21 protein-coding genes are annotated in these 17308 nt (G+C 71.1%); 14 read left to right on the top strand and 7 right to left on the bottom strand.

Annotation, left to right across the window (positions count from 1 at the left end):
- The first annotated feature begins 53 nt into the window (after positions 1–53).
- The 3 genes from ABEA33_RS00995 to ABEA33_RS00985 are packed head-to-tail and all read left to right on the top strand — an operon-like array spanning position 54 to position 2610.
- Positions 54–998, top strand: coding sequence for an ABC transporter ATP-binding protein (locus ABEA33_RS00995; protein ID WP_345524647.1), 945 nt, complete (start codon positions 54–56; stop codon positions 996–998).
- Positions 998–1798 carry an ABC transporter permease gene (locus ABEA33_RS00990; protein ID WP_345524646.1) on the top strand — a complete coding sequence of 267 codons (801 nt, stop codon included), beginning with the start codon at positions 998–1000 and terminating at the stop codon, positions 1796–1798. The genes ABEA33_RS00995 and ABEA33_RS00990 overlap by 1 nt, the downstream gene beginning before the upstream one ends.
- Positions 1798–2610 carry an ABC transporter permease gene (locus ABEA33_RS00985; RefSeq protein WP_345524645.1) on the top strand — a complete coding sequence of 271 codons (813 nt, stop codon included), beginning with the start codon at positions 1798–1800 and terminating at the stop codon, positions 2608–2610. The genes ABEA33_RS00990 and ABEA33_RS00985 overlap by 1 nt, the downstream gene beginning before the upstream one ends.
- Here the strand turns inward: ABEA33_RS00985 and ABEA33_RS00980 are convergent.
- On the bottom strand, positions 2603–3094 hold the full coding sequence (locus ABEA33_RS00980; protein ID WP_345524644.1) for a GNAT family N-acetyltransferase: 492 nt from the start codon (positions 3092–3094) through the stop codon (positions 2603–2605). The genes ABEA33_RS00985 and ABEA33_RS00980 overlap by 8 nt on opposite strands.
- 70 nt (positions 3095–3164) lie before the next feature.
- Between ABEA33_RS00980 and ABEA33_RS00975 the strand changes: the two genes are divergently transcribed.
- The 9 genes from ABEA33_RS00975 to ABEA33_RS00935 all read left to right on the top strand — a co-directional run bounded on the left by ABEA33_RS00975 (position 3165) and on the right by ABEA33_RS00935 (position 10539).
- Positions 3165–4310 carry a methyltransferase domain-containing protein gene (locus ABEA33_RS00975; RefSeq protein WP_345524642.1) on the top strand — a complete coding sequence of 382 codons (1146 nt, stop codon included), beginning with the start codon at positions 3165–3167 and terminating at the stop codon, positions 4308–4310.
- The gene (locus ABEA33_RS00970) at positions 4307–4501 is read left to right on the top strand and encodes a DUF3046 domain-containing protein (protein WP_345524641.1); all 195 of its coding nucleotides are present in this window, start codon (positions 4307–4309) and stop codon (positions 4499–4501) included. The genes ABEA33_RS00975 and ABEA33_RS00970 overlap by 4 nt, the downstream gene beginning before the upstream one ends.
- Positions 4498–5757 carry an MFS transporter gene (locus ABEA33_RS00965; protein WP_345524640.1) on the top strand — a complete coding sequence of 420 codons (1260 nt, stop codon included), beginning with the start codon at positions 4498–4500 and terminating at the stop codon, positions 5755–5757. The genes ABEA33_RS00970 and ABEA33_RS00965 overlap by 4 nt, the downstream gene beginning before the upstream one ends.
- Entirely contained in the window at positions 5754–6542 is a 789-nt protein-coding gene (locus ABEA33_RS00960; RefSeq protein ID WP_345524639.1) for an S-methyl-5'-thioadenosine phosphorylase, read from the top strand. Before ABEA33_RS00965 ends, ABEA33_RS00960 begins: the two co-directional genes overlap by 4 nt.
- 162 nt (positions 6543–6704) lie before the next feature.
- Entirely contained in the window at positions 6705–7754 is a 1050-nt protein-coding gene (recA, locus tag ABEA33_RS00955; protein WP_345524638.1) for a recombinase RecA, read from the top strand.
- Between the two features lie 36 nt (positions 7755–7790).
- Entirely contained in the window at positions 7791–8429 is a 639-nt protein-coding gene (locus tag ABEA33_RS00950) for a regulatory protein RecX (protein WP_345524637.1), read from the top strand.
- A 23-nt stretch (positions 8430–8452) separates the two neighbouring features.
- Positions 8453–8944: a phosphoribosyltransferase gene (locus ABEA33_RS00945; RefSeq protein WP_345524636.1), complete on the top strand. Its 492-nt coding sequence runs from the start codon at positions 8453–8455 to the stop codon at positions 8942–8944.
- 19 nt (positions 8945–8963) lie between these two features.
- Positions 8964–9674, top strand: coding sequence for a GNAT family N-acetyltransferase (locus tag ABEA33_RS00940; RefSeq protein ID WP_345524635.1), 711 nt, complete (start codon positions 8964–8966; stop codon positions 9672–9674).
- A gap of 19 nt (positions 9675–9693) precedes the next feature.
- Positions 9694–10539 (top strand): polyphosphate kinase 2 family protein, encoded by an 846-nt coding sequence (locus ABEA33_RS00935; protein ID WP_345524634.1) that lies wholly within the window; start codon positions 9694–9696, stop codon positions 10537–10539.
- Between the two features lie 22 nt (positions 10540–10561).
- Here ABEA33_RS00935 and ABEA33_RS00930 read toward each other — a convergent pair whose 3' ends face one another.
- On the bottom strand, positions 10562–11275 hold the full coding sequence (locus ABEA33_RS00930) for a hypothetical protein (protein WP_345524633.1): 714 nt from the start codon (positions 11273–11275) through the stop codon (positions 10562–10564).
- 133 nt (positions 11276–11408) lie between these two features.
- Here ABEA33_RS00930 and ABEA33_RS00925 point away from each other — a divergent pair, with 133 nt between their 5' ends.
- Together ABEA33_RS00925 and ABEA33_RS00920 are read left to right on the top strand one after the other, a co-directional pair.
- Positions 11409–12200, top strand: coding sequence for a HipA family kinase (locus ABEA33_RS00925; RefSeq protein ID WP_345524632.1), 792 nt, complete (start codon positions 11409–11411; stop codon positions 12198–12200).
- The gene (locus ABEA33_RS00920) at positions 12197–12577 is read left to right on the top strand and encodes a DUF3037 domain-containing protein (RefSeq protein WP_345524631.1); all 381 of its coding nucleotides are present in this window, start codon (positions 12197–12199) and stop codon (positions 12575–12577) included. Before ABEA33_RS00925 ends, ABEA33_RS00920 begins: the two co-directional genes overlap by 4 nt.
- Here the strand turns inward: ABEA33_RS00920 and ABEA33_RS00915 are convergent.
- The 5 genes from ABEA33_RS00915 to ABEA33_RS00895 are packed head-to-tail and all read right to left on the bottom strand — an operon-like array spanning position 12574 to position 17240.
- Positions 12574–13245 (bottom strand): response regulator, encoded by a 672-nt coding sequence (locus ABEA33_RS00915; RefSeq protein ID WP_345524630.1) that lies wholly within the window; start codon positions 13243–13245, stop codon positions 12574–12576. The two genes, ABEA33_RS00920 and ABEA33_RS00915, sit on opposite strands and share 4 nt — an antisense overlap.
- Positions 13242–14480 (bottom strand): sensor histidine kinase, encoded by a 1239-nt coding sequence (locus ABEA33_RS00910; RefSeq protein ID WP_345524629.1) that lies wholly within the window; start codon positions 14478–14480, stop codon positions 13242–13244. The genes ABEA33_RS00915 and ABEA33_RS00910 overlap by 4 nt, the downstream gene beginning before the upstream one ends.
- A gap of 41 nt (positions 14481–14521) precedes the next feature.
- Entirely contained in the window at positions 14522–15475 is a 954-nt protein-coding gene (locus ABEA33_RS00905) for a D-alanine--D-alanine ligase family protein (protein WP_345524628.1), read from the bottom strand.
- Entirely contained in the window at positions 15472–16620 is a 1149-nt protein-coding gene (gene alr / locus ABEA33_RS00900; protein WP_345524627.1) for an alanine racemase, read from the bottom strand. Before alr ends, ABEA33_RS00905 begins: the two co-directional genes overlap by 4 nt.
- Positions 16617–17240: a M15 family metallopeptidase gene (locus ABEA33_RS00895; RefSeq protein ID WP_345524626.1), complete on the bottom strand. Its 624-nt coding sequence runs from the start codon at positions 17238–17240 to the stop codon at positions 16617–16619. The genes alr and ABEA33_RS00895 overlap by 4 nt, the downstream gene beginning before the upstream one ends.
- Between the last annotated feature and the right edge of the window lie 68 nt (positions 17241–17308).

The raw sequence follows: 17308 nt of genomic DNA, 5'->3' as shown, positions 1-17308 counted from the left end.
TGACGACCGATAACCGGATGAACGTTGTCGGCGGACACGTCTAGGGTCGGACCGTGGCTGAGACCGACTCGATGATCCTGGCCCAGGGCCTGCGCAAGTCGTTCGGTGAGTTCGAGGCCGTGAAGGGCATCGACGTCGACGTACGACGGGGGGAGGCTTTCGGCTTCCTCGGACCCAACGGGGCGGGCAAGTCGAGCACGATGCGGATGGTGGCGGCGGTGTCGCCCGTCAGCGGCGGCACGCTGCGGATCCTGGGGATGGACCCGGCGACCGACGGGCCGCAGATCCGAGCCCGGATCGGGGTCTGCCCGCAGGAGGACACCCTCGACCTCGAGCTGACCGTGCGCGACAATCTGTTCGTCTACGGCCGTTACTTCGGGCTGCCCCGCAAGGAGGTTCGTGAGCGCGTCGACGAGTTGCTGGAGTTCGTCCAGCTGACCGAGAAGGCCGGCTCGATGGTCGAGGACCTGTCCGGCGGCATGAAGCGGCGGCTGACGATCGCGCGCAGTTTGATCAACCGGCCCGAGGTGCTGCTGCTCGACGAGCCGACCACCGGCCTCGACCCGCAGGCACGTCACGTCGTCTGGGACCGGCTCTTCCGGCTCAAGCAGCAGGGCGTGACGCTGGTGCTCACGACCCACTACATGGACGAGGCGGAGCAACTCTGCGACCGGCTGGTCGTGATGGACAACGGCCGGATCGTGGCGGAGGGCTCGCCGCTGACGCTGATCGCCGAGCACTCCACCCGCGAGGTCGCCGAGCTCCGCTTCGGGGTGGCACCTGAAGGACAGAGCCATGAGGCGATCGCGGCCAAGGTCGAGGATCTCGCCGATCGGATAGAGGTGCTGCCGGACCGGTTGCTGCTCTACACGTCGGACGGCGAGGAGACGCTCGCCAAGGTGCACGAGCGCGGGCTCGAACCGGTCGCGTCGCTGATCCGCCGCTCCACGCTGGAGGACGTGTTCCTCCGGCTCACCGGCCGGACGCTGGTCGACTGATGTCGTCGAGTGCTCCCACCAACGTCGTCGCCGGCGCCGCCCGGCTCCTCGACTACTGGGCGATCGTCTACCGCCGGACCTGGAAGGGCTCGGCGATCTCGTCGTTCGTCAACCCGCTCTTCTACGTCCTCGCCATGGGCGTCCTGCTCGGCGACTACGTCGAGGGTGACCCGGGCAAGCTCGAGGGCGCGACGTCGTACCTGATGTTCATCGCGCCCGGCCTGCTCGCGGCGCAGTCGATGCAGACGGTGTTCGGCGAGGTGACCTATCCGGTGATGGGCATGGTCAAGTGGCACAAGACCTACTTCGGGATGACCGCGTCGCCGCTGAGCGTGCGCGAGGTGATCCTCGGGCACCTCGGCTTCGTGATGTTCCGCGTCGGCCTCACCTGCGGGGTGTTCGTGCTGGTGATGGCGCCGTTCGGCGTGTTCGCGACCGTCTGGGGCGCGGTGCTCGCGTTCCTGGTCCAGTTCCTGGTCGGGCTGGCCTTCGCGACCCCGATCTATGGCCTGTCGGCGGGGTTGAAGGACGAGAGCCCGTTCGCGCTGGTGTTCCGGCTCGGCATGATCCCGCTCTTCCTCTTCTCGGGCGCGTTCTTCCCGATCGACAACCTCGACCCGTGGCTGGCGGCGTTCGCGAAGGTGACGCCGCTGTGGCACGGCGTCGACCTCACCCGGATGCTGACGCTCGACACCGTCGACGGCAGCACGGCGCTCGTGCACGTGGCCTACCTCGTCGTGCTCGCGGTCCTCGGCTGGTTCTGGGCGGTCCGCCGGCTGTCGAAGCGGATGGTCGGCTGATGTCCGTCACCGCACACGCCGTCGCCCGCTCGGCCGCCCGTCCGCTGTCGGCCGGTGAGGCCACCGGCCTGCTCGTCTACCGCAACTACCTGGCCTACCGCCGGGCCTGGTACATCTTCGCCAGCGGCTTCCTCGAGCCGGTGTTCTACCTGTTCTCGATCGGCGTCGGGGTCGGCCAGCTGGTCACCGGCTTCGAGTTCAACGGCCAGACCATCCCGTACGCCGAGTTCGTCGCTCCCGGCATGCTCGCCGCGTCGGCGATGAACGGCTCGCTGCTCGACAGCACCTTCAACTTCTTCTTCAAGCTGAAGTACAACAAGCTCTTCGACCAGATGCTGGCGACGCCGCTGACGACGATGGACATCGCCCGCGGCGAGCTCAGCTGGTCGCTGCTGCGCGGTGGCACCTACTCCGCCGGCTTCCTGCTGGTGATGGTGGCGATGGGCCTGGTCTCGTCGTGGTGGGCGCTGCTCGTCGTACCCGCCGCGCTGCTGATCGGGCTGGCGTTCGGCGGTGTCTGCATGGCGCTGACGACCTACATGCGCTCGTGGCAGGACTTCGAGTTCGTGACCCTGGCGACGATGCCGATGTTCCTGTTCTCGGCGACGTTCTTCCCCGTCGAGGCCTATCCGACAGTGGTCCGCTGGGTCGTCGAGCTCACCCCGCTCTACCGCGGCGTCGTGCTGTGCCGCGAGCTCACCACCGGTGCCCTGTCGTGGGGGTCGGCGGTCTCGGTCGTCTATCTGGTCGCGATGGGCATGGTCGGCCTGATGGTCGTACGTCGCCGCCTCGACAGGCTGCTGCTCACGTGAGCCGAAGCTCCCACAGCTCGGTGTCGATCCACCGGTCGAACTTCCGTCCGACCTCGTGCAGCACGCCCGCACGCTCGAAGCCGCACGCGCGGTGCAGCCCCTGGCTGCCGGGGTTGGGCAGCGCGATCACGGCGACCACCAGACGTACGCCGTCGGCGCGCAGCCGTCGCAGCAGCTCGTCGTACAGCCTGCGTCCGACACCGCCGCCACGGGCGCCGGAGGACAGGTAGACCGAGGTCTCCCTGGTCTGGGCGTACGCCTCGCGCGGGCGGTAGCTGCCAGAGTAGGCGTAGCCGACCACGTCGTCGCCGTCGACCGCCACCAGGACGTGGTCTCCGGGGTGCGTGCTCTCGAGCCGCTCGCGCCAGTAGTCCAGGCAGGGCGGCTCCGTGGCGAACGTGGAGATGCCCGTGCGGACCTCGACGTCGTAGATCGCCTTGATCGCCGGGAGGTGTGCCTCGGTGGCGGGCCGGACATCGGTCATGGCGCCATCTTCTCGGACGGTGACCGGAAGTCGCGCGCGGACCTCGGACCCGGCCTGGGAAGATGGCGCCATGAGCGAGGCGACGATCGAGCCAGACACCAAGGACTGGACCTGGGTGCTCGACCAGCCGTGCCCCGAGTGCGGCTTCGAGGCATCGGCGGTGACGGTCGACCGCATCCCGTCGGTGATCCGCGACAACGCCACCACCTGGGAGGCGGTCCTGACGCTCGCCTACGTCGCCGCCCGACCGGAGCCGAGCACCTGGTCGCCGCTCGAGTACGCCGCGCACGTCCGCGACGTGCACCGTATCTTCGACCTGCGCGTCCAGATGATGCTCGACCAGGACGACCCCACCTTCCCCAACTGGGACCAGGACGAGACCGCGGTCGCCGAGAGGTACGGCGAGCAGGACCCGGCCACGGTGGCCGGCGAGCTGCTCGAGGCTGCGGAGTCGGTCGCTGAGCGCTACGACTCCGTGCCGCCCGGAGCGTGGAGCCGCCGCGGCTTCCGCAGCAACGGCAGCGAGTTCACCGTCGAGAGCATCGGGGTCTACCACCTCCACGACATCGTCCACCACGCCTGGGACGTCCGTGCTGCCGTCGCCCGGGCGACCGTCGAGGCCTACGACGCCCACGCCGCGGCCTATCGCGACAGCACCTTCGCGCGCGACGACCTCGTGCTCGAGCAGGCACGGGCCTTCGCTGGGGTCGTCGGCGAAGGCGGACGGGTGCTCGAGATCGGCAGCGGGCCCGGTCGCGACGCGGCCAGCCTCGAGTCCGCAGGCCTCAGCGTGCGGCGCACCGACGTCACCCCGGCGTTCGTCGACCTGCTGCGCGAGGCCGGCCACGCCGCGGACGTGCTCGACCCACTGACCGACGACCTCGACGACCCACAGCGCCCCGGCACGCCGTACGACGGGGTCTGGGCGAGCGCCTGTCTGCTGCACGTCGAACGGGGTGACGTGCCGACCGTGCTCTCCCGGCTCGCCGACGCGACCCGGGCAGGCGGGAACCTCGCGCTGTCGCTGAAGGAGGGCGACGGCGAGGCATGGTCCACCCACGGCAGCGTCGGCGCGCCACGCCGCTTCGTCTACTGGCGGGAGCCGGCGCTGCGCGAGGTGCTGGAGTCGGCCGGCTGGCGGGTGACCGGCGTACGGTCATCGCGCAGCGCGCGCGACGGCCAACCGTGGCTGGACGTCACGGCGGTGCGTCGATGAGGCACACCGAGTTCTGGGCCCGGATGGACCACGCACTGGGCGCGTCGTACTCACGCTCCTGGGCCAGCAGCTTCGTCATGCAGGAGCTCGGGGGTCGTACGGCGCAGGAGGCGATCGACGCCGGTGAGCCGCCCAAGCACGTCTGGGCCGTGGTCTGGCGGACGCTCGAGCTGCCGGCAACGCAGAAATGACCGTCGACCTCGCGGAGGTCCAGCGCCACACCATCCGGACCCTCGTGGTCGTCCAGGCGGTCGGCGCCCTCGGCATCACGATCGGCATCGCCACCGCGTCGCTGCTGGCGCGCGACATCTCGGGGTCCGAGAGCCAGGCCGGGTTCGCGCAGACCGCCCAAGTGCTCGGGACCGCCTTCGCGGCGTACCTGCTCGCCCGGCTGATGTCCCACCGCGGCCGGCGGATCGGCCTGGTCACGGGATACCTGCTCGGTGCCGCGGGAGCTGTGCTGGCCGTGGTCGCGGGCGTCGTGGGTTCGATGGTCCTGCTGCTCGTCGGTGCGCTGCTGCTCGGGTCCACGACCGCTGCCAACAACAGTGCGCGGTACGCCGCGACCGACCTCGCCGAGGACGCCCACAAGGGACGTGCCCTGTCCACCGTGGTCTGGGCGACCACGATCGGCGCGGTGCTCGGTCCCAACCTCACCGGCCCCGCCGGCGCCCTGGCGGACCTGCTGGGGATCCCCGAGCTCACCGGCCCGTTCGCGCTCGGGGCCATCGGCATGGTGGTCGCCGCGGTCGTGGTCGGCGTCAGGCTGCGTCCCGACCCGCTGCTGCTCGCCCGCGAGGCAGCTGGTGTCGCCGAGGTGCCGCCGAGCGGCACCGCCTGGGCCCGCGCGATCGCGGCCGGACGGGAGCGGCCCGTGCTGCTCTTCGCGACCCTCGGGATGGCCTGCGCGCACGCCGCGATGGTGGGCGTCATGATCATGACCCCGCTGCACATGGAGCACGGCCACGCCGAGCTCGAGGTGATCGGGCTCGTGATCAGCCTGCACGTGCTCGGCATGTTCGCGTTCTCGCCGGTCGTCGGGTTCCTGGCCGACCGCTACGGGCGCCCGGCGACGCTGGTCACGGGGGCCGTCCTGCTGCTCGCCGCGATGGTCCTGTGTGCCCGCTCGCCGGAGGGCAGCTCATGGCAGATCTTCGTGGGGCTCTTCCTGCTCGGCCTGGGCTGGTCGTTCGCGACCGTGGCGGCGTCCACGCTGATCGCGCAGCACGCGCCGCTGGAGGCACGCACCGACGTGCAGGGCGCGACCGACCTGGTGATGGGGCTGACGGCTGCGGCCGCCGGCGGCCTGGCCGGCCTGGTCGTCGACGCGTGGGGCTATCCCGCACTGACGGTGTGCTCGATCGGCCTGGTCGCCCTGGTCGCGATCGCCGGTCTCGGTGCCCGGGCCACCACCCGGTCGCCCGTGGCTGACAGGGTGGGCGCATGAGCATCGCTGACGTCGCCGTGATCGGTGGGACCGGCTTCTACTCGTTCCTCGACGACTACGAGGAGCACGCCGTCGAGACGCCGTACGGCGCACCCTCGGCCCCGATCGCTGTCGGGACGGTCGCCGGCCGCACGGTCGCGTTCCTGCCGCGGCACGGCCGGCACCACGAGTACCCGCCGCACGCGATCCCCTACCGCGCCAACCTCTGGGCGCTGCGCTCCCTCGGCGTGCGCCAGGTGCTCGCGCCGTGCGCGGTCGGCGGCCTGCGCCCCGAGGTCGCCCCCGGTGACATCGTCGTGCCCGACCAGCTCGTCGACCGCACCTACCGCCGGATCCCGTCGTACGTCGAGACCGGAGCGGTGCACCTGCCCTTCGGCGACCCCTACTGCGACCGGCTGTCGGCGGCGATCACCGCTGCCGAGCCGGGCATCAAGTCCGGGGGAGCGATGGTGGTCATCGAGGGCCCGCGCTTCTCCACCCGGGCCGAGTCGCGCAGCTACGCCGGCGAGGGCTGGATGCTGATCAACATGACCGGCCACCCGGAGGCGGCGCTGGCCCGCGAGATGCGGCAGTGCTACTCCGCGATCGCGCTGGTGACCGACATGGACGCCGGCGCCGAGAGTGGCGAGGGGGTCGGTCAGGAGGAGGTGTTCGCGCTCTTCAAGGCCAACCTCGAGCGGCTCACCGGCATCCTCACGCGCACCATCGAGACGCTGCCCGACCCGGCCGGCTGCTCCTGCTCGGCCTGGGCCGACGGGATCGAACTGACCTACGACACGCCCTGACTTCTCCCGAACATCTGTTCGATGCTGGGTTAGATTCTCTCCACAGGTACGACGCGGAGCGAGGCTTTCCACAGGCTCGGCGGCGCTGATCAGGCGTTGTCGGTGGCTCGCTCTAGCGTCGCCGACGTACCTGGACACCCGACGAGAGAGAAGGATCAGCACATGGCTGGTGCAGACCGCGAGAAGGCCCTGGACGCCGCGCTCGCCAACATCGAGAAGCAGTTCGGCAAGGGCTCGGTCATGCGTCTGGGCGACGAGGTGCGGGCGCCGCTCGCCATCATCCCCAGCGGCTCGATCGCTCTCGACATCGCGCTGGGCCTCGGTGGCTTCCCGCGCGGCCGGGTGATCGAGATCTACGGTCCGGAGTCCTCCGGCAAGACGACCGTCGCCCTGCACGCCGTGGCCAACGCCCAGCGCGCCGGCGGCATCGTGGCGTTCATCGACGCCGAGCACGCGCTCGACCCCGACTACGCGAAGGCGCTCGGCGTCGACACCGACGCCCTGCTGGTCTCCCAGCCGGACTCCGGTGAGCAGGCGCTCGAGATCGCCGACATGCTGATCCGCTCCGGCGCGCTCGACCTGGTCGTCATCGACTCGGTGGCCGCGCTGGTGCCGCGCGCCGAGATCGAGGGCGAGATGGGCGACAGCCACGTCGGCCTCCAGGCCCGTCTGATGAGCCAGGCGCTGCGCAAGATGACCGGTGCGCTCAGCAACTCCGGCACGACGATGATCTTCATCAACCAGCTGCGGGAAAAGATCGGCGTGATGTTCGGCTCGCCCGAGACCACCACCGGTGGCAAGGCGCTGAAGTTCTACGCCTCGGTCCGCCTCGACGTACGCCGCATCGAGACGCTCAAGGACGGCACCGACATGGTCGGCAACCGGACCCGCGTCAAGGTCGTGAAGAACAAGGTGGCCCCGCCGTTCAAGCAGGCCGAGTTCGACATCATGTACGGCAAGGGGATCAGCCGCGAGGGTGGCCTGATCGACGTCGGTGTCGAGGCGGGGCTCGTCCGCAAGGCCGGTGCTTGGTACACCTACGAGGGTGACCAGCTCGGCCAGGGCAAGGAGAACTCCCGCAACTTCCTCAAGGACAACCCCGACCTGGCCAACGAGCTGGAGAAGAAGATCCTCGAGAAGCTCGGCGTCGGCCCGCAGGTCGACCAGGAGGCCCCGCTCTCCGACGAGCCGATCGGCGTCGACTCCTTCTAACCAGGTGACTTCGTGCGAAACCACGGAGGAGCGCTCATGTCGATGAACGAGAACAGGCCGCCGCCCGACTGGGTCGGTGACGTCTCTGTCGGAGTGGACGCGTGGACGCGGCGTTCGTCAGCTCCAGGTACAGCCGCCCCACCACCGGACACGGTCGCCCAGGTCCCCGAGGCCGACCCGGAGGCGGTGGCCCGCAAGATCCTGCTCGACCAGCTGACCGGGCAGGCGCGCACCCGCAAGGAGCTCGCCGACAAGCTGGCTGCCAAGAACGTCCCGGGCGACCTCGCCGCCCGGCTGCTCGACCGGTTCGAGGAGGTCGGGCTGATCGACGACGAGGCGTTCGCCCGAGCCTGGATCGCGTCTCGCGGAGCAACTCGGTCCGACGTGGGCCGCCGGCTCGCCAAGCGAGCGCTGGCCCAGGAGCTGCACCGCAAGGGCGTCGCCAACGAGGTCGCTCGCGAGGCGCTCGACGAGATCGACCCCGACGACGAGGCGGCGGCGGCTCGCGGTCTGGTGCGTGCCAAGCTGCGATCGGTGGAGCGGGTCGACGACGTGAAGGCCACTCGGCGGCTGGTGGGGATGCTGGCCCGCAAGGGCTACGGCTCCGGGCTCGCCTTCGCCGTCGTCCGCGAGGAGTTGGCGAACGCGGGCCGGGAAGCGGTGGACGAGGAGTAGGTCCGACCCGCAAGAATGCTCCCGTGGCGAGCGAGCGCGAGACCCTGACCTATGAGCTGTTCGGCACCTCGGTGCGGGACCTGGCCCAGCAGGTGGTCGACTCCGGCTACGAGCCCGACCTGATCCTGTCGATCGCGCGCGGCGGTCTCGGCCTCGGCATGGGACTGGGCTACGCGCTCGACGTGAAGAACCTGTCGGCGGTCAACGTGGAGTTCTACACGGGCATCGACCAGCGCCTCGATGTGCCGATCATGCTGCCGCCGACGCCTGCCGCCGTCGACCTCGCCGGGCTCAAGATCCTGATCGCGGACGACGTCGCCGACACCGGCAAGACGCTGGAGGTCGTGCGCGACTTCGTCGCCGACCAGGTCGCGGAGGCGCGGACCGCGGTGATCTACGAGAAGCCGTGGACGGTGATCCGACCCGAGTACGTCTGGCGGCACACCGAGGCGTGGATCGACTTCCCGTGGTCGGCGGCACCGCCGCTCGTGCGGCGGGCCAAGCCGGGGCGTTGAGCGGGGAGGTGACTGTCGGGTGAGCGACGACCAGGTCCACATCGTCGTCCATGACCGCGGCCGGGACCTCTCCGGCGTCGTACGGCCCGGGGAGTCATGGGCAGCCGCTGCCCGTCGTACCTGCGCGAGCGTGCATGCCGAGCCGGCGCCTCGCGACCTGTCCGGTGAGGTGAAGGAGTTCGTGGTCGACCACGACGAACGGCTGACGGTTCGCGCGATGACCCGTGGCGACCTGCCCGACGTGCTGCGGTGGCGGCGTACGGACCACATCCGCCGCTGGTGGGCCGCCGAGGGGGAGCCGACCCCGGAAGGACTCGAGGCGCGCTACGGCCCGCGGATCGACGGGTTGAGCCCGACCCGGATGTGGATCGCCGAGGTCAACGGGCGCTCGGTCGGCTTCGTGCAGGACTACCGGATCGCGGACTATCCCGACTATGCGCTGCTCGGCCCGGACTCCGACGCGATCGGCGTCGACTACGCCCTCGCCGAGGAGTGGAGCGGGCGGGGCCTCGGCCCGCGCGTGCTGTGGGCCTGGATGACGCGGACGCGGCACCGGTTCCCGGACGCGACGACGTACTTCGCCGCCCCGGACCACCGCAATGCCGCCTCGTTGCGGATGCTGGCCAAGGCTGGGTTCACCGCCGGCCTCTGGTTCGACGAGCCCCAGGAGGACGGCACGGTGGACACGGTCGTCGGCTGTTCGCTCGATGTGGCCCGGGTACTGGGCTGATGTGCGTCATGATCGCTTCATGACCGCGCATCCGCTGCACGTCCCGCCCGGGCCTGTCGACCTCGATGCCATCGCCACCGACGCCACGCCGGGCTACGGCGGCAGCAAGAGTGACGGCAAGGCCGCGCTCGAGGGCCTGGGCCCGGAGCTCGCCGATCTCCAGGAGCGGCTGTTCGCCGAGGGGCGCGCGACCGGCTCGCGCCGGCGGGTGCTGCTGGTGCTCCAGGGCATGGACACCTCGGGCAAGGGCGGGACGCTGCGGCACACGGTCGGGCTGGTCGATCCGCAGGGTGTGCGGATCTCCTCCTTCAAGGCGCCGACCGCCGACGAGCTCGCCCATGACTTCCTGTGGCGCATCAGGCGCGCAGTGCCGGCACCGGGCTACCTCGGCGTCTTCGACCGGTCCCACTATGAGGACGTACTGATCGCCCGGGTCAACGAGCTGGCGGCCCCGGAGGAGATCGAGCGGCGGTACGACGCGATCAACGAGTTCGAGCGCGAGCTGGTCGAGGACGGGACCGTGGTGCTGAAGTGCCTGCTGCACATCAGCAAGGACGAGCAGCGCGAGCGGTTGCTCGCGAGGCTGGACAACCCGGAGAAGTACTGGAAGTACGAGCCCGGAGACATCGACGCGCGGGCGCGCTGGGACGACTACCGCGCGGCGTACGAGCTCGCGCTCGAGCGGACCAACACGGCGCATGCACCGTGGCACGTCGTGCCGAGTGACCGGAAGTGGTTCCGCAACCTCGCGGTCGGGACGCTCCTGCTCGACGCGCTGCGGGGCCTGGACCTGGGCTGGCCGGCGGCCGACTTCGACGTGGACGCAGAACGGGCCAGGTTGCTCGCGTCGGAGGCGAGCACCTGACCCGTTCGGGAGCTGGACTTGCTCAGAAGCCCTTGTACGTCGTGCCCTGGATGACACTGCCGACGAACCTGCTGTCGCCCGCGAAGATGATCCGCCAGTGGAACTTGCCCCTGCGGGGCGCCGGCAGGACCACGGTGAAGCGGCCGTTCTTCTTGCTGCGCAGGACCTTGAACTTCTTGAACTTCTTGCCCTTCTTCTTGAGGACCGTGATCTTGGTCTTCGTGGCGGGGCTCAGCTTGCCCTTGAAGCCGGCGTGCTTGCCGGAGATGGTCTTGGTCGTGAGCTTGCGCGACACGGCCGGACCGGCGTACGTCGCCTGCACCGGCGCGTAGTTCACTGCGGGGTACTCCCCGGTGCCGCCGCTGTAGCTGACGGTGTAGGTCGCGTTGCCGCGGGCCTTGAAGCTGTCGGACACGTAGGCCGACGTGTTGGAAGCAACGACTGTCGGCGTTGCGCTCCCGGCGAGCTGCTCGGTCACGGTGACGGAGCCGTTGTAGATGTTCTTCCAGGCGCCGTTGACGAAGGCCTGGACGTCGACGTAGACCGAGATGGTGTCGCCGTACGCGGGCTGCTTCGAGTAGCTGCTGAACTCGGGTCGGCCGTCGATGCCGGGGACGATGCGGGTCTGCACCGTCTCTACGGCCTGGGCCGGAGCGGCCGCCGTGGCGACGACACCGAGCGACGTCGCGGCGAGTGCGATGGCGAGTACTGAGCCGATGAGTCGGCGTGTTTTCATGAAAAGTCCTCCCGGGTGTGGCATCTCCACCGGATGCCGTCTGTCCGATACCCGTGCGGGGCATCTCTGAAACAGACCCTCCACGGGCCGATCCATTACGCGTCGCGTCGACCTTCCGCACTAGACTCGCCCGGTGATCGAGGCCGTCGTCGTGACCCGCTACGTCACGCCGCTGCGCGAGGGCGGCAGCCTCCCCGGGATCGTCGAGGGCGATGACCTCGGCACCTACGTCTGCAAGTTCCGCGGCGCGGGGCAGGGCCTGCGGGTGCTGGTCGCCGAGGTGATCGTCGGCGAGCTGGCCCGCCGGATCGGGCTGAAGACGCCCCGGCTGGTGGCGCTCGAGCTCGACCCCGAGATCGCCCGCTACGAGGCCGACGAAGAGGTCCAGGACCTGCTCAACGCCAGCGCCGGACTCAACCTCGGGATCGACTTCCTGACCGGCTCTTTCGGGTACGACGCCGACTCGCACTCGGGTGACGGTGTCGGCGCGAAGGTGCTCTGGCTCGACGCGTTCACCGCCAACGTCGACCGCTCGTGGCGCAACCCCAACCTCCTCGTGTGGCACGGGGAGCTCTGGGTGATCGACCACGGTGCCTCCCTCTACTTCCACCACGGGTGGGGCGGGGGATCGCTGCTGAAGGAGGGCGCGGCCGAGAGGTTCGCCAACCAGCCCTGGAGCCCGGACGACCACGTGCTCCTGGCGTACGCACCGGACCTGCCGCAGGCCGACGAGGCCATCCGCGCGATGCTGTCCGAGGAGGTGTTCGCCGAGATCCTCGCGGAGGTGCCCGACGAGTGGCTCGAGCCGGTGCCGGGTGCGGAGACCCCGCAGGCCGTCCGGGCGGCGTACGTCGCGTTCCTCACCGCCCGGCTCGGCACCCGCCAGTGGCTGCCCCAGGACGCGGCGCAGATGGGGACCCGATGAGCAGGCTCGCCTATCAGTACGTCGTGCTCCGCTGCGTGCCCCGGGTGGACCGCGAGGAGTTCGTCAACGTCGGTGTGGTGCTCTACTGCCAGGCCACCGACTACCTGGCCGCCGCCTGGCACGTCGATCGCGATCGGCTCGGTGCCCTGGACGCGCGCCTCGACCTCGACCAGGTCTGCGACGCGCTGCGGTTCATCGAGGGCGTCTGCGCCGGCGACGAGCGCGGGGGAGAGGCAGCGGCCAAGCCGCTCGGTCAGCGGTTCGGCTTCCTCAAGGCGCCGCGCAGCACCGTCATCCAGCCCGGCCCGGTGCACGGTGGCATGACCACCGACCCGCCCCGACAGCTCGAGCACCTGCTGGAGAAGCTGGTCGGTTAGCCGGCAAGCCCGTGCTCGTGGGCGAACACCACGATCTGCACCCGGTCGCGCAGGCCGAGCTTGCGCAGGATGGCGCCGACGTGCGTCTTCACCGTCGACTCGCTCGCGAAGACCAGGCCGGCGATCTCGGTGTTGGACAGGCCCTTGGCGACGGCCGCGAAGACCTCGCGCTCCTTGTCGGTCAGCGTGAGGTACGCCGGCGGGGTGGCCGTCTGACTGCGGAACTGGCCCTCCAGGAGCGTCGACAGGTCGGTCGGCGCGAGCACGGCGTTGCCGGCGTGCACGGTGCGGATGGCGTCGCGGAGCATCACTGGCGTCGTGTCCTTGAGCAGGAAGCCGCTGGCGCCGTACCGGATCGCCGTCGCGGCGCGGTCGTCGAGGTTGAAGGTCGTCAGCACCACGACCCGCACCGGTGCCTCACGACGGGCGGCACGGTCGGGCAGGAAGATCTGCCTGGTCGCCTCGACGCCGTCCATCTCCGGCATCCGGATGTCCATCAGCACGACGTCGGGGGCGAGCTCGTCGACGAGCCGCACCGCCTCGAGGCCGTCGGCGGCGGCGCCGACCACCTCCATGCCTTCCTGCGCGTCGATGATCACCCGGACGCCCTCGCGGAAGAGCTCCTGGTCATCGACCAGCAGGACCCGGATCGGCTCCGGACCTGTCATCGGGACCTCACCGGCACCCACGCGGTCGCCGTGAAGGTCGGGCCGCCCGCCTCGGCGCGACGGCGTACGTCGAGCCGTCCGCCGACCGACTCGAGCCGGCGCCGCATCCCGTCGAGGCCCTGGCCTTGGTGCTCGGGGACCGGTTCGGCCATCACCAGCGGCTGCGTCTCGGTGCCGCTGCTGTCGATCACGTTGCGGACCTCGATCCTCAGCTCGCCCTCCCAGTGCCGCTCGACCAGGACGGGCTGGTCGCGCTGCCCGTGCTTGATGGCGTTGGTGAGCATCTCCTGGAGTACCCGGAAGGCCACCACCTCGAGCTCGGGAGGGAGCGGCTGCGGGGTGCCGACCTCGGTCGAGCGGACCTCGTGGCCGCTGGCGCGGACGCCGTCGACCAGGCTGTCGAGGCCGGCGGTGCGGGCCGGCGGCGCCGTACCGCCTCCGGTCGTCGTCAGCACCTGGCGGACGTCCTGGAGCGACGTGCGGGCCGAGGTCGCGATGTTGGCCATGGTCTGTTTGAGGGCGGTGGTGTCGGCATCCTCGAGGTACTGCGCCGACTCTGCCTGCGCGAGGATCACCGCGAGCGAGTGCCCGACCACGTCGTGGACGTCGCGCGCGAGCCGGGTCTGCTCGTCGCGCAGCTGCGCGATCTCCTCGGCCTGGTCGCGCTGGGCCTCGGCGGTCACCTGCGACGCGCGGGACTGGCTCGCGCGCGACGAGAACCGGAGCGTGAGGCCCGCCAGCCACGGCACCCCGAGCACGGACATCCCCAAGATGGCGGCTGAGATCTGCCAACGGTCGCTGAACCGCGAGGTCGTGTCGACCAGCGACCTGAAGCCGGCCGTCTCGAGTGCGCGGTAGAAGACGTCCGGATCGAGCCAGTACACCGAGATCACCGCCGCCGCAGGGATCGAGAGCGCGCTCAGCCAGACCGTGGCGGCGCTTCCCCATCGTGCGGCCCCGAAGGCAACGATGCCGATCGCCAGCTCGACCATCAGCAGCTGGCTTCCGGTGCCGACCTGTAGGGCGCAGACCGCCCACACCAGCGCGAGGGCCGCGCCGGGCAGGTGCCGGCACAGGGCGACGGCCGTCGCGATGCCGAGGCTGATCAGGATCGCCGGCGGGCGCGGATCGGACTCGTAGCGGAAGGGGTCGATGTTCAAGGCTTCGAGGACCCCGATGAGGAAGACGAAGACACCGACGCTGATGTCGGGAACCCATTGGCGCCAGGAGGTCATGCCGTCACCACCCCGCAATGGAACCATGCCCGGCCCGGTGGTCAACGGTGGGCGCCGCGGACGAGCTCGTCCAGGAGCTCCGGGTACGACATCCCGGCTGCCGCGAACATCCGGGGGACCTGGGAGTGCGCGGTCATCCCCGGCACGGTGTTGACCTCGTTGAGCACCGGCCCGCGCTCGGTCAGGAAGAAGTCGATCCGGGCGACGCCGGAGCAGCCGAGGGCGTCGTACGCCGAGAGCGCGGCGTCCTCGAGCGCCTTCCTGTCGACCTCGTCAAGAGGCGCAGGGATGCGGAAGTCCGCATGGCCGCCGTACTTCGCGTCGTAGTCGAAGAGTCCGTCGGCGACGATCTCCAGCGCCGGCGGCACGAGCAGCGATCCGTCGGCGCGGCGGAGGACCGCCACGTCGATCTCGCGACCGAGCACGACGTCCTCGACCAGCACCCGGCTGTCGACGGCGAGGGCCGCGTCGAGGGCCGGTCGCAGCGCCGCCGACTGGGTCACCAGGGTGACGCCGAGGCTGGAGCCGGCGGCCACCGGCTTCACGACGACCGGATGCGTCCAGCGCTCGTGCGTGGCCGTCGCGGGGGTCACCAGGTGTCCCGGTGTGGTGGTGATGCCCACCGCGCCAGCCACGAGCTTGGTCGCCCACTTGTCCATCGCGAGGGCGCCCGGCCGGATGCCGGACCCGACGTACGCGATCCCCGCGAGCTCGCACAGGGCGGCGAGTGCGCCGTCCTCACCGCGCGGACCGTGCACGACGGGGAACGCCACGTCGCAGCCGCGCAGCACCTGGGCGGCGCCGCACAGCCCGATCGGCCGCAGGCCGCGGTCGCGCCAGGTGCCGTCGCGGCCGATGGTGAGCGGCACGACGTCGTACGACGCAGGGTCGAGCGCCGCGGTGACGGCGGCCGCCGAGGCCAGGGACACGTCGTGCTCGCAGTTCTGCCCACCGCCGATGACGGCCACCCGGGTCCGGTTGGGTGGAGTCCTCACGACAGGCTCCGCAGGTGCGGCACGGCCAGGGTGCGGCGCTCGACGCGCGACCCGATGCCGGTGACGATCTCGTGCTCGATGGTGTCGGCCCAAGCAGCCCAGTCGGCGACGGTGGGCTCGCCGGCGGCACCGGGACCGAACACCGTCACGGTCTCGCCCGGGTCGACGCCCCGGCTGCCGAGGTCGACGACCAGCTGGTCCATGGAGATCCGCCCGACGACCGGTCGCCGCACGCCGCGCACCTGCACCTCTGCGCGTCCGGAGGCGAGCCGCGGCAGGCCGTCGGCGTACCCGAGCGGGACGAGCCCGAGATGGGTCGCGGCGGCCGTCCGGTGCGCGTGGCCGTAACCGACCGGCGTCCCGGCGCGGACCCGCCGGACCTGCACGACCGGGGCGGTCAGGGTCATCGCCGGCTGCAGCCGGGTCGAGCGCGACGGGTCGATGCCGACGAGCCCGGCACCCACCCGGCTCATCGTGTGGTGGGCGCGGGGGTCGGTGAGGGTCGCGGCGGTGGCGGCCAGGTGCCGGTCGCGCGGGCGCAGCCCGCAGGCACGAGCGGTCTCGAGCGCCCAGGCGAACCGGGTCCGGCCCAGCGCGTTGCACTCGTCGTCGAGGTCGTCGGCACACCCCAGATGGCCCATCACACCGACCACGTCGATCTCACCGCGGAGCTCCGCCCGCCGCGCCGCGCGGCACAGGGAGGCCCAGCTCGCCGGGTCGGCGCCGTCGCGGGCCATCCCGGCGTCCACGTGGAGGTGGACCCGGGCGCGGCCGGATGCCTCTGCCACCGCGGCGAGGTGCTGGAGGCCGGGCACGGCCACCTCGACGTCGCGGGCAGCGGCGGTCGCGTAGTCGGAGTCCACGGGGTTGAGCCAGCTCAGCAGCGGTACGCCGAGGCCGGCGTCGCGCAGCGACCACGCCTCCTCGAGGCTGGTGACACCGAGCCGGGTGGCGCCGTTCGCGAGCGCCGTACGCGCCACGTCGAGAGCGCCGTGGCCGAACCCGTCGGCCTTCACCACCGCCATCAGCTCGCCGGCGGCTCGGTCCGCGAGCAGCCGGGTGTTGCGCCCGACGGCCTCGAGGTCGATGTCCAGGCGCGGCCGGGCGCCCGGGTCGTTGCGGGCGGCCACAGCCAGGCCGGTCATGCCGCCACCGACGCCGCGAGCGGGCCGCAGAGCGCGTGCCGCGCCCCAGTGACCAGCGCCCAGTACCGATCGCCGAAGCTCCAGTGCCACCACTCGGTCGGGTAGTTCACCAGCCCCTGCCCGGCCAGTACGGCGGCCAGCAGCTCCCGGTGGGCCCTGGCGTCGGCGCCGATGCCGTCCGCCGCGAAGTAGCAGCGACCGTCGCTGTCCTCGGGCGTCGCGTCGATCGCAGTGCCGAGGTCGAGCTCCTCGCCACAGACGTCGACCAGGGTGAGGTCGACCGCGGCGCCGGCCACGTGCGGCGCGACGTCGATGGGGGAGACGAACCGGCTCGTCAGCCGGGTCAGCTCCGCCTGGTCGATCCCGGGGTGGTGCGCGCGCACCTGTGCGGCGTACGACGCGATGATCGCGCGCTGCTGCTCGACCGGCCGGAACCCCTCGACCACCCGCAGCCGGACCCCGCGCGGGAGCTGCAGGTCGGCGGCCATCAGCCGGTCCGCCAGGCCGGCGCGCACCAGCGCGCCGCCGGGGGACAGGCTCCTCGGCAGCCGCACCAGCGGCTCGCCGGACTCGACCACGGGCACGGCCCGGACACGCTCGTCCGAGAGAAGGATCGTCATGCCACTGACGTTAGGAAACCGGCTGGGTCACCCACCTCCACCTGAGGTACCGCCGGACTGCCCCCAAG

The organism is Nocardioides endophyticus, assembly GCF_039543845.1.
Classification (GTDB): domain Bacteria; phylum Actinomycetota; class Actinomycetes; order Propionibacteriales; family Nocardioidaceae; genus Nocardioides; species Nocardioides endophyticus.
Note: the sequence above shows the minus strand (reverse complement) of the source record. Positions and strands in the feature narration are given on the sequence as shown.